At 42.1% G+C, this 14,897-nt stretch carries 10 protein-coding genes; 5 read left to right on the top strand and 5 right to left on the bottom strand.

All coding sequences use genetic code 11. The annotated features are described in order from the left end of the window. Positions 1 to 271 precede the first annotated feature (271 nt). Positions 272 to 841 (top strand): DUF3611 family protein, encoded by a 570-nt coding sequence (locus FNW02_RS02320; protein ID WP_191755958.1) that lies wholly within the window; start codon positions 272 to 274, stop codon positions 839 to 841. Positions 842 to 927: 86 nt separating this feature from the next. On the opposite strand, the gene FNW02_RS02315 is transcribed toward FNW02_RS02320, so the two are convergent. Then, positions 928 to 1,752, bottom strand: a complete 825-nt coding sequence (locus FNW02_RS02315) for an EndoU domain-containing protein (protein ID WP_191755957.1) — start codon at positions 1,750 to 1,752, stop codon at positions 928 to 930. A 223-nt stretch (positions 1,753 to 1,975) separates the two neighbouring features. Continuing rightward, positions 1,976 to 2,842 carry an aldo/keto reductase gene (locus FNW02_RS02310; RefSeq protein WP_191756050.1) on the bottom strand — a complete coding sequence of 289 codons (867 nt, stop codon included), beginning with the start codon at positions 2,840 to 2,842 and terminating at the stop codon, positions 1,976 to 1,978. A 199-nt stretch (positions 2,843 to 3,041) separates the two neighbouring features. Here FNW02_RS02310 and FNW02_RS38325 point away from each other — a divergent pair, with 199 nt between their 5' ends. Then, positions 3,042 to 3,839, top strand: coding sequence for a DUF4564 domain-containing protein (locus tag FNW02_RS38325; protein WP_225225348.1), 798 nt, complete (start codon positions 3,042 to 3,044; stop codon positions 3,837 to 3,839). Between the two features lie 40 nt (positions 3,840 to 3,879). Here FNW02_RS38325 and ilvC read toward each other — a convergent pair whose 3' ends face one another. Next, positions 3,880 to 4,875 carry a ketol-acid reductoisomerase gene (gene ilvC, locus FNW02_RS02300; protein WP_191755956.1) on the bottom strand — a complete coding sequence of 332 codons (996 nt, stop codon included), beginning with the start codon at positions 4,873 to 4,875 and terminating at the stop codon, positions 3,880 to 3,882. A 338-nt stretch (positions 4,876 to 5,213) separates the two neighbouring features. On the opposite strand from ilvC, the gene FNW02_RS02295 reads away from it, so the two are divergent. Continuing rightward, the gene (locus FNW02_RS02295) at positions 5,214 to 6,572 is read left to right on the top strand and encodes an NAD(P)/FAD-dependent oxidoreductase (RefSeq protein WP_191755955.1); all 1,359 of its coding nucleotides are present in this window, start codon (positions 5,214 to 5,216) and stop codon (positions 6,570 to 6,572) included. Between the two features lie 49 nt (positions 6,573 to 6,621). Here the strand turns inward: FNW02_RS02295 and FNW02_RS02290 are convergent, their stop codons facing one another. After that, the gene (locus tag FNW02_RS02290) at positions 6,622 to 7,773 is read right to left on the bottom strand and encodes a hybrid sensor histidine kinase/response regulator (RefSeq protein WP_191755954.1); all 1,152 of its coding nucleotides are present in this window, start codon (positions 7,771 to 7,773) and stop codon (positions 6,622 to 6,624) included. A gap of 350 nt (positions 7,774 to 8,123) precedes the next feature. Between FNW02_RS02290 and FNW02_RS02285 the strand changes: the two genes are divergently transcribed. Beyond that, the gene (locus tag FNW02_RS02285; RefSeq protein WP_191755953.1) at positions 8,124 to 9,461 is read left to right on the top strand and encodes an FAD-binding oxidoreductase; all 1,338 of its coding nucleotides are present in this window, start codon (positions 8,124 to 8,126) and stop codon (positions 9,459 to 9,461) included. Between the two features lie 57 nt (positions 9,462 to 9,518). Further along, a complete protein-coding gene (locus tag FNW02_RS02280; protein WP_191755952.1) occupies positions 9,519 to 10,874 on the top strand; it encodes a (Fe-S)-binding protein in 1,356 nt (451 codons plus the stop codon). A 97-nt stretch (positions 10,875 to 10,971) separates the two neighbouring features. Here the strand turns inward: FNW02_RS02280 and metH are convergent, their stop codons facing one another. After that, positions 10,972 to 14,514: a methionine synthase gene (metH, locus tag FNW02_RS02275; RefSeq protein ID WP_191755951.1), complete on the bottom strand. Its 3,543-nt coding sequence runs from the start codon at positions 14,512 to 14,514 to the stop codon at positions 10,972 to 10,974. Positions 14,515 to 14,897: the final 383 nt, after the last annotated feature.

The following is a 14,897-nucleotide window of genomic DNA, read 5'->3' as shown; positions in this document are numbered from 1 at the left end:
GCCTATCGCTTAAATATCACGCTTTATGGTGCAATTTTGTCAATTTAATTGCTGATTGCTTATCATCCCTAAGTTTGATAACTTTCTATTATTTAGAAGTATTTCAGAAGTCAGTCGCTACGCTTCCATTACAAATTAAAAATTAAAAATGTTGAGATTTTATTCCTCAAGATTTTGAGGTAATTATGTCTGAGGATGGGGGTATACAACGAGCTATGAAAATATTGTTAAAGGTTGGGGGATAGGACAATTAGACTTAATGGAATTCAATATGCAAACAGAATCAGAAGCGCGATCGCTAGCACCAGAAACTCGTTCAATTGGGAATACTATACGTCTTACAGGCTGGATTACTTTCTGGGTACAATTGGGACTTGCAGTAGTTTCTGGCTTAGTATTGTTATTTGCCTATACTGGTCGTGGTTTGACTGAGCAACCAAATGCCGGACTTGGGGTTGGCATATTTTGGGCTGTATGCGGTGTCGTAGTATTGTTATTCAGTGTGTATTGGGATTTTCGCTACACCCGTATAGGTAAAAGTCTAGAAAATCCTAATCCGGCTCTGCATTCCAGTAAGGCGGATACTACTAAAATCATTCGACTAGGGGTATTTTTAAGTTTAGTGGGGATATTATTAACCCTCTTGGGTGCTGGAGCAACTGTAGCAGTACTAGTAGCAAAATCTATATCCCAACCTCCAGGAGTCGCAATCACAGATCCCTACAAGATTATTCGAGCACTTGATGTTTTTGTGGTATTAGCAAACGTCAATGGGATTGCTGCTCACTTTATTGGTACTGTTACTTCGCTGTGGTTGCTAGAGCGAGTGCATCAACACTAGCTAGATGAGTACAGAATCAAGATCCCCGACTTCTTAAAGAAGTCAGGGATCTTAACACCGCGACTTCTGATAGCTCAAAGAAGGAATTAACTTTTACATTTTGTACCCTGCGGAGTAGCATCGGGATAGAAGGTAATGATCGCCTTCTCTTTCCTCACAAAAACTGTGGGAAAAGATTTACCTGATTCGCGATCGCCCACATTATAAATACACGCTCCCTCAGTATTTCCTTGTAGTTTAAATATTCGGGTTGTATCTATAAGCATTTCTTCGGCGTTGCTAAGGTAGCCATAGCCTTTGATCACATCTGTTACTGTACGGTTTTCCTGTTTAAGCACTACACCCATTGTATAAATTACACCAGGAACAACTTCCTCTCGCCCTTGGTTATTTGGTAGGCGTCCCCCAATTCCTTCATTTTGTAGCTGTAGATATCTGCCATGAAAATGCAAGCCGCCAATATCTTTAGCGTTATATATTTCACCACAAAAAATGTGTTCAAATCCCCGACGTTTGAACCAGATATTAGTTAAATCTTCGAGAAATTGCGCTTTTTTCCGACGTCCCGGACGCAATTCACCACCGCTAGCTTGCTGAAGTTTCTGTAACACATCAGGGTAAAAGGATAGCAACTGCTTAAATTTATTGCTAGTAACTCTTGTTCCAATAGGGCCGCAGATTTGTAGTACAGCTTGGTCAAAAGAATTTAGCAGCGGTGGGGATGGTGTAATGTCTAATTTCTGTCCTGCGGGGAAGCCTACAGGAACAGGGTTATCTACATTATCAAAAAATGGTAGAAGCGGTGTATTTAGCTGAGACTGCGCGTCTACTGGATTTTGCCAGTAGAGTGTGGATAGCAGTAGAATCACAAACACTCTTACAAACTTATAGTTTGCAGAATTGAGATGCATAAATTCTAGATTAATTACTGAAATAATAGTCCCACAATAATACACAAAGACACAAAGTTACTGAGACTTTGTGCCTTTGTGTAAATTAGACACTATTTGGATAAGAAATTAGGTGTTATGAGTAGAGACGTTGCATTGCAATCTCTCTACAGTCAACGAGAATTGGTCGTTTTACCAAAAAGAAATCGGTTTTTTGCGATTACTCTAGTCCCCTTTATCATGATTAGGTTGCTCGATCAATTTTTTGCACTTCTTCATTAGATAATGTCACATTGATCGCATGTACCGAGTCTTCGATGCTGGAAATCTTGCTAGCACCAGGAATTGGCAAAATAGAGGGCGACTTTGAACGCAACCACGCCAAAACAATATTATACACAGATACGCCTTTTTCCTTAGCTAACTGAGCGATCGCAGGAATATCTTGCAAATTTTGATGGCGACGACTTCCACCAAAGGGACTCCAAGGCAAAAAGGTTAATCCTTCCTGTTCGCAATACTTCAATACACCATCATTTTCTGGCTGTCGTTCCCAAGGACTGTATTGATTCTGCACTGAGACAATATCTACCACATCCCGCGCCCGTTTAATTTGTTCTACAGAAAAATTAGAAACTCCTACAAACCTAATCAAACCTGTTTCTACCGCTTCTTTTACTGGTGCAAGAGATTCTTCAATGGTGTAATTAGAATCGGGGGAATGGTATTGCCAAACATCAATAGGTTTAGCACCGCCCAAAGCTTCAAAGCTAACTCGAATTGTTTGGCGCAAATGTTCTGGGCTACCGTTGCGTGTCCAACTCCCATTGGGACGCATCAAACCGCCTTTAGTCGCTACAATTACTTGGCTGATATCGCCTTTATAACTGGTAATTGCCTTATGAATTAATTGCTCATTGTGATGCTTATCCGATTCATCTTTGCAGTAAGAATCAGCAGTGTCAATAAATGTAATACCCAAATCTAAAGCACGATGTATAACTGGGATTGATTGCGATTCGGGAGGGCGATTAGAGATTGACATCGGCATTCCACCCAAACCGATCGCACTCACAAAGATACCAGTTTTTCCTAGCTGTTTGGTTTCCATATTTATAGCCATAATTTTTTGCCCCAATTATCTACTAGCTACTCAAATATCTTTTAATAATTCATCTATCTCAGGGTTATAGGTTTAGTTAATGATGTTTATTTATTACAGATTATGCCAGTATTTAGACTTGGTGATTACTAAATCAGCTATGAGGGGAATACTATACCAAAAGTTAAGTGTTTCATGCCAAGCACTAATGAAAATTGTAGAGGAAACCCATACCAGATTGCGGCTTAAGCATCGACCAGTCAGATATTGGTCTATCGGATGGTGCATTTTTACTATCTGTTTGAGTTCTTTGATTTACTGCACAGTTTTTGATTTTGCTTCAGCCAGTGTAACTTGCGTTCGCGTAGCGTCTCCTTCGGAGAATCGCTCCTCACCCAACCAAATTAACTGTGAATTAAGGCGGTTTAATTTGCTGGGAGGCATGGAGAAACTGAAGATTTTTGATCCACAGGAAGCATACATCCTTACAAGGAGGGGTAGTAAAGGGGGAAAAACCTATCAGGTTATTATTGTGACTCCGTTAAGAGATTTTGCTCTTTTATCACACGTTAGCTATCAAGAAAATCAAGAGGTTGTCTTTAAAATTAATAATTTTATCAATTCTAATCAAACTTCTTTATCAGTGCAGCAAAATCAGCGAAACTATATATTTTTCTTCAGTTTATCTCTGTTGATTGTAATGGCGATCGCTGCTTTTTTCGCCACATCACCTGTTACCAACTGCACTTTTTACAAGACTCTGAACCAGTTATTTATAGAACGCAAAAGTTTGCGTGGCAACCAAATTATTGAGCAGCCACTAGAATCAATTCTACGCCTTGATATCCAAGAAAAACAATTTAAATACTCTAAGCTTTATCGAGTTGTGATTGTCCTGAAATCTGGTAAGGAGATACCAATTAACCCCCAATATGCTGATGAAAAGAGCATCCGATATGTATTTTCTAGAATACAGTCATTCCTGAAATCAGTAATCAGTGAATAGTTATCATTTATAAGTCTGTTAACTATTCACTGAATCACATTTAAGCCTTTTTCAACCAGCTAAACATGGCGCGTAAATCTTTGCCTACTTCCTCAATTTTGTGTTCAGCTTCTTGACGACGCATAGAGGTAAATCCAGGTTTACCGGCTTGGTTTTCTAAAACGAATTCCCGTGCAAATTGCCCAGATTGAATTTCGCTGAGAATCTTCTGCATTTCGGCTTTAGTTTCTGCGGTAACAATTCGCGGGCCACGAGTATAATCGCCATATTCAGCAGTGTTAGAAATGCTGTCGCGCATCTTGGCTAAACCGCCTTCAACAACCAAGTCAACAATCAATTTGACTTCGTGGAGACATTCAAAATAAGCCAATTCTGGTTGATATCCAGCTTCCACCAAAGTTTCAAATCCGGCTTTGATTAAAGCACTCAAACCACCACACAATACAGCTTGTTCACCAAACAAATCTGTTTCTGTTTCTTCGCGGAAAGAAGTTTCAAGAATACCAGCGCGGCTACCACCGATACCTCTAGCATAAGCCATCGCGCGATCGCGTGCCTGACCACTAGCATTTTGATAAACCGCAAATAACGCAGGTACGCCTTGCCCCTGTTCATAAGTCCGCCGCACTAAATGCCCTGGCCCTTTCGGTGCTACCATCACCACATCCACATTCGCTGGCGGTACGACTTGCCCAAAGTGAATATTAAACCCATGGGCAAAGGCTAAGACGTTCCCTTCTTCTAGATTTGGTTCAATCTCGTTTTTGTAGACTGTTTTTTGCACTTCATCAGGCAACAAAATCATGATGAAGTCAGCAGCATTAGCCGCATCTGCAACATTTTTCACAGTTAACCCGGCTGCTGAAGCTTTTTCTGCTGACTTACTGCCCGGATATAGTCCTACAATGACATCCAAACCACTATCTTTTAGATTGAGGGCGTGGGCATGACCTTGTGAACCATAGCCGATAATAGCAATGGTTTTTCCAGCCAAAAGGTCTAAATTGGCATCTTCGTCATAATACATCCGGGCCATAGAAGCATCTCCTGTCAGCAAGCATCGTCATTAATTGGCAGGCTTTCGATTGTACCTCAAATTGGGCATTAGGGATTAGTTAGGAGTCAGGAGTCAAGAGTCAAAAGTCAAAAATTATCTTCCCCTGCTTCCCCTGCTTCCCCTGCTTCCCCTGCTTCCCCTACTTCCCCTGCTTCCCCTGCTTCCCCTACTTCCCCTGCTTCCCCTGCTCCACAGTATTCTTGATTACTTTAATTATTTTTTCAGATGTGCAAAGCACTACAGAAAAAATTGTGATAAGTTTGATACAAATTTGTTAAGAAGAGTAACAACACTCGTAATACGGGGAAATATTTCTTATGGTAAATTCGTTTGATAATAACCCACCTCATAAAGTAGTTATCGTTGGTGGTGGTTTTGGTGGACTTTACGCAGCCAAAACACTGGCCAAGGCTGCGGTAGACGTTACTGTGATCGATAAACGCAACTTTCATCTATTTCAACCACTTTTGTACCAAGTTGCTACAGGTGCTTTATCTCCCGCTGATATTTCCTCACCATTGCGTTCTGTACTCAGCAAGAGCAAAAATACAAAAGTGCTGCTGGGAGAAGTGAATGATATTGATTCAGAAGCACAACAAGTGATTGTGGGCGGCGAAGCAATACCTTACGATACGTTAATTGTTGCTACAGGTGCGAAGCATTCCTACTTTGGTAAAGACAATTGGGAAGAGTTTGCTCCCGGTTTAAAGACTGTAGAAGATGCAATAGAAATGCGTCGCCGGATATTTACAGCATTTGAAGCCGCAGAGAAGGAAACAGATCCAGTAAAACGCCGTGCCTGGTTAACTTTTGTAATCGTTGGTGGTGGCCCTACCGGTGTAGAATTAGCAGGTGCGATCGCAGAGTTAGCAAATCAAACCCTCAAAGAAGATTTCCGCAACATCGACACAACAGACGCCAGAATTTTGCTATTAGAAGGCATGGATCGCATCTTGCCACCTTTTGCACCAGAGTTATCACAAGAAGCGGAAGCATCTCTGACGCGGTTGGGGGTGATTGTCCAGACAAAAACAATGGTAACTAATATTGAAAATGACATTGTCACCCTTAAACAAGGTGATGAAGTTAAAGAGATTGCCTCAAAAACGGTATTATGGGCAGCAGGTGTGAAAGCTTCAGCAATGGGAAAAGTCTTAGAAGGCATAGGTGCCCAATGCGATCGCGCTGGACGTGTTATTGTCGAACCTGACTTGAGTATTAAGGGATATGCCAATATTTTTGTAATTGGCGACTTAGCAAATTTTTCGCATCAAAATGGCAAACCTTTACCTGGTGTTGCACCTGTAGCTAAGCAGGAAGGAGAATATGTAGCAACACTAATTAAAAAGCGGCTTGAAGATAAAATTTTACCCCCATTTCATTACAATGAGCGGGGTAGTTTAGCGATGATTGGGCAAAATTATGCTGTTGTAGATTTTGGCTTTATTAAACTTAAAGGTTTCTTGGGATGGCTATTTTGGTTATTAATTCATATCTACTTTTTAATTGAATTTGACAACAAATTAGTAGTAATGATTCAGTGGGTATGGAACTATTTTACCCGCAATCGTGGAGCAAGATTGATTACAGGACAAGAATCACTTGCACAGTTAGGAATTGATAACAACACTAATTCTTATACATCAGCTAATAGTAAGCAACCGATAAACGTGTAATTGTCCTTTGTTAGTGGTCAGTATTGAATAATAAGCAACTGACCACTGACTAATTATTCTGAAACGGTACACTGACGATAAATGTTGTACCTCGTCCAACTTTACTGGCAAAAGTAATTTCTCCGCCATGTAACTCCACGTAATGTTTAACAATTGCTAGTCCTAAACCATGCCCTGGTATCTTGCCAACATTGCTTCCTCTATAGAAAGAATTGAACAGGTTTTCTTGATCGGTTTCTGGAATACCAATGCCTTCATCTTGAATACGGAAAATGGCTTCTCCCTGGACACAAAATAGGTCAAAATGTACTGTACCACCTTGAGGTGAATATTTAAGAGCATTTATTAGCAAATTAGTGAGGATATGTCGCAGCAGTTTCTCATCTAAGCAAGGCAGTTGATATTGTGGAGTTAGTAGTGAATTTGGTAGAGCGCTAATATCTTCTATAATTCTGCATCCTTCTTGAATTGTGAAGATAATTTTATGATTATTATCAGTATTAAATTGAATTTCTGTCACTAAATCTTTGCAAAGATTTTCCAAATCTAGTGGTGCAGCATTAACAGAGGAACTACATGTTTCTGCTTTACCAATGAGCAAAACATCACTTAACAGATGTTCCAAGTGTTTAACAGATTTTTGTATATGAAGGATATACTCACATTTTTGCACTTCGTTTAATTGATGGCTGTAATTTGCTAAAACTTCACTATAAGTAAAAATATTACTTAAAGGATTACGAAATTCATGGCTAATCATCGAGATAAAGCGAGATTTAATTTTTCTTATCTCTTTTTCTCTTTCTAAAGCATCACGCATAACCATTTCGGTTTGATGCTTGTTAAGGGCAATTTCAATGGTAGTAATTAACTGGGTTTCTTCAAGGGGTTTAAATATATAGCCGAAAGGTTGTGTACTTTTTGCTTTTTGTAAAATTTCATTGTCTGAATAATCAGTTAAATAAACTACTGGTATATTAAAACGGTTTACAATCTCTTCAGCGGTTTCTATACCATTAACATCCCCTTTGATCATCACATCTATTAGAACTAAGTCTGGATGTAGTTTTGCGACACTTTCAATTGCTTGCTTTCCATAAATAGCAACATCAGGAACGGTATAGCCTGACTTTTCCAAACAATATTTAATATCTTCACCGACAATTATTTCATCTTCAACAACTAGAATTTTTTCTTTCATTGCAAGATCACAGTGAGGAGAAAATTATGCAGATTTGACAGTAAAAACTGTGTGTTAAATATTAGATTTAGCAATTTTAGATGAATATATATTAGTCATCTTTCGCTAGATTAAAGCACAATTGATGTTATTGCTACGTGGTTAATACTTAATAAAATCTGCGGTTTACTTTAGAAAAAATTCACACTACTGGTTGTTAAAGACAAGACTGAAAATGGTAGTGGCAATTTGAAGTAGTTCACTAGTCAAGTAGTTCAGAATTTCTATCCGAACTACTCGAAAATCAACTTATGCACTTTTTTGGTAAGGTTAGCCAGTAAAGTTAGATATAGGGAGTAAAAAATAAACTGATGAAAGTAATTGCTTCTGATCTTGCATCTATCGTCGGCGAAGAAAATGCTGTTTGCCTTTGGGAAAATATTGAACTTAGTCAGCAGAAACATATCCAAGAAGCGATCGCTAACGAGAAGCCGCAAAGCGTCTACGCTTCTAGAAATCATCCCAGTTGTATCGTCTATCCCCGCACTCAAGAACAATTAGCCGCAGTCATTGCAGCAGCTCACAGTAACAACTGGCGCGTCCTGCCTTGCGGTAGTGGTAGTAAACTTAGCTGGGGGGGTTTAGCTAAAGACATTGATGTCGTAGTTAGTACAGAACGGATCAACCGACTAATTGAACATGCTGTTGGCGATTTGACTATCACGGTAGAAGCTGGGATGAAGTTCTCTCATCTCCAAGCGATTTTGGCAGATTCACGCCAATTTCTCGCCCTTGACCCTGCTAAGCCAGAGTTAGCAACCATTGGTGGTATTGTCGCCACAGCTGATACAGGTTCCTGGCGACAGCGTTATGGCGGTGTGCGTGACCAATTGCTGGGAATTACCTTTGTGCGCGCTGATGGACAAATCGCCAAAGCTGGGGGACGAGTAGTCAAAAATGTTGCCGGATACGACTTGATGAAGTTGTTTACTGGCTCTTACGGCACATTGGGGATTATTAGTCAAGTAACGTTTCGTGTTTATCCACTACAGGAGGCATCGGGGACAGTAGTATTAACTGGCATGGCGGAGGCTATATCTCAAGCTGCTGATATCCTCCGAGGTTCGGCATTAACGCCAACCCAAGCTGATTTGCTATCAATTAAACTGGTGTCTAGCTTAGGTTTGGGTAAAGGACTGGGCTTAATTGCTTGTTTCCAAAGCATTAGTGAGAGTGTCAAGGAACAGTCAAACCGACTTTTAGAAGTAGGGCAAAAATTGGGGTTGGATGGAGCGATTTATTCAGATGGGGATGAAGCTACTCTATGGCAGAGATTGCGAGAATGTATGCATTCTTCTCCCACAAAGTCTGTAATTACTTGCAAAATAGGAGTATTACCCACTGCTGCCGTGGAGATTTTGACTCAGGTGGAGTTGGGTATGATTCACAGTGGTACTGGTTTGGGGATGTTGCAGCTGGATAGTCAAAGTCAGGTTTTGGAAGTACGCGATCAGCTACGCTCCGCCGGAGGTGATCGCATTCAAGCTAATAATGGTTTTCTCACAATTTTAGAAGCACCAGTGACGGTTAAACAACAAGTAGATGTTTGGGGTTACACTGACAATGCTTTGCCGTTGATGCGACGAATTAAGAAACAGTTTGATAGTAAGAATATTTTAAGTCCAGGGCGGTTTGTAGGTGGGATTTAATTTAAACGAACCGCCAAGGACGCCAAGGACGCCAAGAGAGAGGGGAAAGGAATAAATATGCAAGTTTCAGAAAATTCGGTTAATAATACGGCTAGTTTGAAGAATTTGAAGGGGTTTGATGAGAATCATCCGCCTGAGCCGAAGTTGATTGATAGTTGTGTGCATTGTGGGTTTTGTCTTTCGACTTGTCCTAGTTATCGGGTGCTTGGTAAGGAGATGGATTCTCCTAGGGGACGCATCTATTTAATGGATGCAATTAATGAGGGTGAGATTGCTCTGAATACAGCAACGGTAGAACATTTTGATTCTTGTTTGGGGTGTCTTGCTTGTGTGACGACTTGTCCTTCTGGTGTGCAATATGACAAGTTAATTTCTGCAACTCGTCACCAAGTTGAAAGAAATTATCCTCGGAGTTTACCAGATACACTGTTTCGTAAATTAATATTTTCTCTGTTTCCCTATCCCAACCTTTTACGAGTTTTATTAGTTCCATTATTGGTTTATCAAAAGTTGGGTTTTGCTAAGTTCTTTCGCGCTACGGGTTTACTCAAGAAAATATCGCCCCGTTTGGCAGCAATGGAATCAATTCTGCCAGAAATTACTCTCAAATCTTTTCAAAATAATTTGCCTACCGTTATCCCAGCGCAAGGGGAGAAGCGCTATAGAGTTGGGGTGATTTTGGGATGTGTGCAACGGTTGTTGTTCTCTCCAGTCAATGAAGCGACGGTGCGGGTTTTAACGGCGAATGGTTGTGAAGTTGTTATTCCCAAATCTCAAGGTTGTTGTGCGGCGCTTCCTGAACACCAAGGACAAACAGAACAAGCGCAAGCTTTAGCTAGGCAGATGATTGATAGTTTTGCCAAGACTGATGTAGATTTTGTGATTATCAATGCTGCTGGTTGCGGTCATACTTTGAAAGAATACGGTCATATCTTAGAAGATGACCCAGAATATCGAGAAAAAGCTAAGGAATTTGCGGCAAAGGTGAAAGATGCTCAAGAGTTTTTAGCAACTGTTGGGTTAACAACTAAACTTTCACCGCTGACTGATAAACTTTTGAATTTAGTTTATCAAGATGCTTGTCATTTATTACATGGACAAAAGATTAGTGTGCAACCACGTCAGTTGTTGCGGCAAATTCCAGGGGTGAAATTACGAGAACCAATAGATGCGGCTTTGTGTTGTGGCAGTGCTGGGGTTTACAATATGCTGCAACCGGAAGTGGCTGATGAATTGGGTCAGCAAAAAGTGCAGAATTTGTTAAATACTGGTGCTGAGTTAATTGCTTCTGCGAATCCTGGTTGTACTTTGCAAATCACTAAGCATTTAAAGTTGCAGGGTAAGAAGATTTCCGTAATCCATCCGATGGAGTTGTTGGATTATGCGATTCGAGGAGAGAAATTGAAAATTTAAGATGAGAGATAGGAGACAGGAGACGGGAGACAAGGATCATCATTAATTATTTCTCCTTGTCCCCCACTCAGCACCCTTTACAAAAAATGAACAGAGGTTATGCGCTAAAGTATTTCGCTACAGGGTGATAAGCAATAATTGCTGTTGTAGACTGTTCTGGATAAAGTTGTTCACTTTCGTCCATATATAGGTTAATCCTGTCAGTCTCCAATAACTCCAGTTGCTTATATTGGTCTTGGATATTCGGACAAGCCGGATACCCAAAACTATACCGCGAGCCTTGATAGCGCTGCGCCAAAATATCCCGAATATTATCCGGTTCCTCAGCAGCAAAACCCAACTCCCGACGAATTCTGGCGTGTGTCCATTCAGCCAACGCCTCCGCTATCTGCACCGCCATACCGTGGAAATACAAATAATCAGTGTATTGATTATCAGCAAACAGCTTTTGGGCGAACTCCGTCGCAATCTCACCCACAGTTACCGCCTGCATCGGGAACACATCAATTACCCCCGACTCCTTCGGCGCAAAGAAATCAGCAATGCACAGCTTCCTCAAAGACCTTTGCCTTGGAAACTCAAAACTGACTCTTACCTCTGCGTCCTCTGCGCTTCTGCGGTTCGTTTCATAAACATACAGCGTATTCCCCTCAGCCTGACAAGGAAAATACCCATAAATCACCTGCGGATGCAACAGATTCTCCTCAATAATCCGCTGCTTCCAAGTCTCTAAAACAGGATACACTTTCTCAGCCAAGAAAGCCTGATATTCTTCCTTAGATTGCTCCTTCGGCTTACGGAATTGCCACTGTCCAGCAATCAAAGCTTGTAAATCTAAGTGCCAGAATATTTCCTCAATGGGAATATCACTAGGCTGCAACAACTTCGTTCCCCAGAAAGGCGGCGTGGGACGTTCAATATCTATCGCCACTGCTTCGGAACGCCGAGTGTCCACCTCTTTTGGTTCCGCAGATGTTTCCTCAGCAGTTGTAGTTACTGATTCTTTGTTACCATTCTTCGAGACTTCAGCCGTTTCCTCGACTTCGTTCAAAAATCCCTGGAAATCATCCCAGTTACCAGCAGTCTTTGCTGGCATTAATTTATCCATGAAGTGCAAGTCAGAAAAGGCATCTTTGCCATAAACAACTTTACCTTTATAGGTGTTTTGGCAATCTTCATGCACAAACTTGGGAGTCAACGCCGCACCACCTAAAATCACAGGGACGGTAATTCCCTTTTCGTTGAATATCTCCAAATTCTCTTTCATGAAGGCAGTGGATTTCACTAACAAACCACTCATAGCAATACAATCAGCTTTGTGCTGTTCGTAAGCTTGGATGATATTTTCCACCGGCTGTTTAATTCCCAGGTTAATTACTTTGTAGCCGTTGTTGGACAAGATGATATCTACCAGGTTTTTACCTATGTCGTGGACATCGCCTTTGACTGTGGCAATGATAAAGCTCCCTTTGGCGTTGTTGCCAGATTCGGACTTCTCCATGAACGGTTCGAGATAGGCTACCGCCGCTTTCATGGTTTCCGCAGATTGCAAGACGAAGGGAAGTTGCATTTGTCCAGAACCAAATAATTCCCCGACAACTTTCATGCCGTCTAGCAGGAAGGTGTTGATAATTTCTAAGGGGGGATATTCTTCTAAGGCTTTTGTCAGATGTTCTTCTAAACCAATGCGTTCGCCGTCGATAATATGGCGCTTGAGGCGTTCTGGGATGGGGAGACTTTCGTCAAGGGAGCGATCGCGCTTTGTCGTCACCCCCGCAAACAATGTGGTAAGCTCTCCCAAGGGATCGTAAACGCAAACATTACCCTCAAATTGACGCTGATCATAAATCAACTGGCGACAAACTTCTTGATGGCGTTCCTCAATCTTAGACAGCGGTAAAATCTTGTTTGCACTGACAATCGCTGCATCCATTCCCGCCGTCGTCGCTTCGTGCAAAAACACCGAGTTCAGCACCATCCGCGATGCGGGGGAAAGACCAAAAGAAATATTAGAAACACCCAAAATTACATGACACCCAGGCAATTCTTGACGAATGCGCCGAATGGACTCAATTGTCGCCTTACCGTTTTCTCGGTCTTCTTCAATCCCGGTGGAAATGGGTAACGCTAAAGTGTCAAAGAATATTTCTGTGGCAGGTATACCGTATTCTACAGCCTGTCGGTAAGCACGTTGAGCGATCGCAAACTTTTTGTCTGCTGTCCGCGCCATTCCATCCTCATCAATAGTCCCAATGACGACACCAGCGCCGTATTTCTTCGCCAACTCCAACACCTTTAAAAAGCGCGGTTCCCCGTCTTCGTAGTTCGTGGAGTTTAGCAAACACTTACCGCCGGCAACCTTTAAACCCGCCTCCATCTTTTCCCATTCGGTGGAATCGAGCATCAAAGGCAGTGTGACATTATTAACGATGCGCGAAACTAATTCGTGCATATCTCGCACGCCGTCGCGTCCCACATAATCGACGTTGACATCAAGGATGTGTGCGCCTTCCTTTACCTGGGCCCTGGCCATCGAGACGAGTCCATCCCAATCTTCAGCATTCAGCAAATCGCGGCACTTCTTGGAACCACTAGCGTTGAGACGTTCACCCACAATCAAGAAAGAATTATCTTGGTCGTAAGGCTGAGTAGTGTAAATTGATGCTGCTGCTGGTTCTAAACTAGGCTGTCTAACCTTTGGCTTCAGTTCTTTGGCGATTTCTGCCAATTGTTGAATGTGTTCTGGACGCGTCCCACAGCAACCCCCAATCACTTGGACACCCAAATCTTCAACAAAGTGCATCAACGACATCCGTAATTCTAACGGTGTCAGTCGGTAGTGTGCTTGACCACCGACGTTCTCAGGCAAACCTGCATTAGGAATACAGGAAACGATGAAAGGTGAGTGTTCAGCCAGATATTTGATATGTGGTTTCATCAAGTCTGGGCCAGTAGCGCAATTCAGACCAAGAATATCAATTGGGTAAGGTTCCAAAATTGTCAGCACAGCACTGATTTCTGAACCTACCAACATTGTGCCCATGCTTTCCATTGTCACAGACACCATCAACGGACGGCGATCGCCCTTCTTAGCAAACACCTCTTCAATCCCATTCAGCGCCGCTTTAATTTGCAGCACATCTTGGCAAGTCTCCACCAGGAATAAATCAACACCACCATCCCACAGCGCTTCTGCTTGTTCCGCAAAAGTAGCTTTCATCGTGTCAAAGTCAATATGTCCCAAGGTAGGAAGTTTAGTTGTCGGGCCGATGGAACCCGCGACAAACCTTGGTTTTTCCGGCGTCGAAAATTCCGCAGCGACACGTTTCGCCAATTCTGCGGCTGTCTTGCTGAGGTAATACGCCTTGTCAGCCAAGTCATATTCTGCCAGCACAATCGACGTACTGCCAAAAGTATCCGTTTCAATCACATCTGCACCAGCGGCGAGAAAGTCACGGTGAACCTTAGCCACAGCTTCCGGTTTCGTGTGGACTAGATATTCGTTACAACCTTCATACTGCGGGCCGCCGAAGTCTTCAGCAGTGAGGTTTTGGGTTTGTAGGTTAGTTCCCATCGCCCCATCGAAGACGAGAACTGGACTATCTGGACTACGCAGGCATTCAAGGAAAGAATGAGTCATATTTTCCTAGAAGAAATAAGGAAATTAAGTAAGTTTTGTGATACTCTACTTAATCTATTATTTTCCATAATTGCAAGACTTTAGTTCGAGTTTAATGAAACCAGGTATGCTGAAGAACAGCGATCGCTCACTAAACCCTGATTCTACATTCTTGCCAAACCTCTTCTTTACTCCTCTGTGACTCTGTCTTGAAAAGTTTCCTACGGCGGGAAACCCCGAAGTTCTGATCGCTATGCGGGTCTTACTGCCCAACCGTTCTTTCAGAACGGTTGCCTTGTGTCCTTTGGACACAAGGGAGAGGCGCAAGGCTTTGCGCCTCTCGGCAGTGATACAGACCATCGCCGGACGCCGGCGCTCAGACTTCTCTCCGCCTACAGAACTTT

This window comes from Komarekiella delphini-convector SJRDD-AB1 (genome assembly GCF_014831675.1).
Taxonomy (GTDB): Bacteria; Cyanobacteriota; Cyanobacteriia; order Cyanobacteriales; family Nostocaceae; genus Komarekiella.
The sequence above is the reverse complement of the archived record's forward strand: the minus strand, read 5'-3'. Positions and strand labels throughout refer to the sequence as shown.

What these genes read in the sequence shown, in the direction of transcription:
- FNW02_RS02320 (WP_191755958.1), top strand. Translation starts at nt 272, where the DNA reads ATGCAAACAGAATCAGAAGCGCGATCGCTAGCACCAGAAACTCGTTCA.
- FNW02_RS02295 (WP_191755955.1), top strand. Translation starts at nt 5,214, where the DNA reads ATGGTAAATTCGTTTGATAATAACCCACCTCATAAAGTAGTTATCGTT.
- ilvC (WP_191755956.1), bottom strand. Translation starts at nt 4,875, where the DNA reads ATGGCCCGGATGTATTATGACGAAGATGCCAATTTAGACCTTTTGGCT.
- metH (WP_191755951.1), bottom strand. Translation starts at nt 14,514, where the DNA reads ATGACTCATTCTTTCCTTGAATGCCTGCGTAGTCCAGATAGTCCAGTT.
- FNW02_RS02285 (WP_191755953.1), top strand. Translation starts at nt 8,124, where the DNA reads ATGAAAGTAATTGCTTCTGATCTTGCATCTATCGTCGGCGAAGAAAAT.
- FNW02_RS38325 (WP_225225348.1), top strand. Translation starts at nt 3,042, where the DNA reads ATGAAAATTGTAGAGGAAACCCATACCAGATTGCGGCTTAAGCATCGA.
- FNW02_RS02280 (WP_191755952.1), top strand. Translation starts at nt 9,519, where the DNA reads ATGCAAGTTTCAGAAAATTCGGTTAATAATACGGCTAGTTTGAAGAAT.
- FNW02_RS02315 (WP_191755957.1), bottom strand. Translation starts at nt 1,752, where the DNA reads ATGCATCTCAATTCTGCAAACTATAAGTTTGTAAGAGTGTTTGTGATT.
- FNW02_RS02310 (WP_191756050.1), bottom strand. Translation starts at nt 2,842, where the DNA reads ATGGAAACCAAACAGCTAGGAAAAACTGGTATCTTTGTGAGTGCGATC.
- FNW02_RS02290 (WP_191755954.1), bottom strand. Translation starts at nt 7,773, where the DNA reads ATGAAAGAAAAAATTCTAGTTGTTGAAGATGAAATAATTGTCGGTGAA.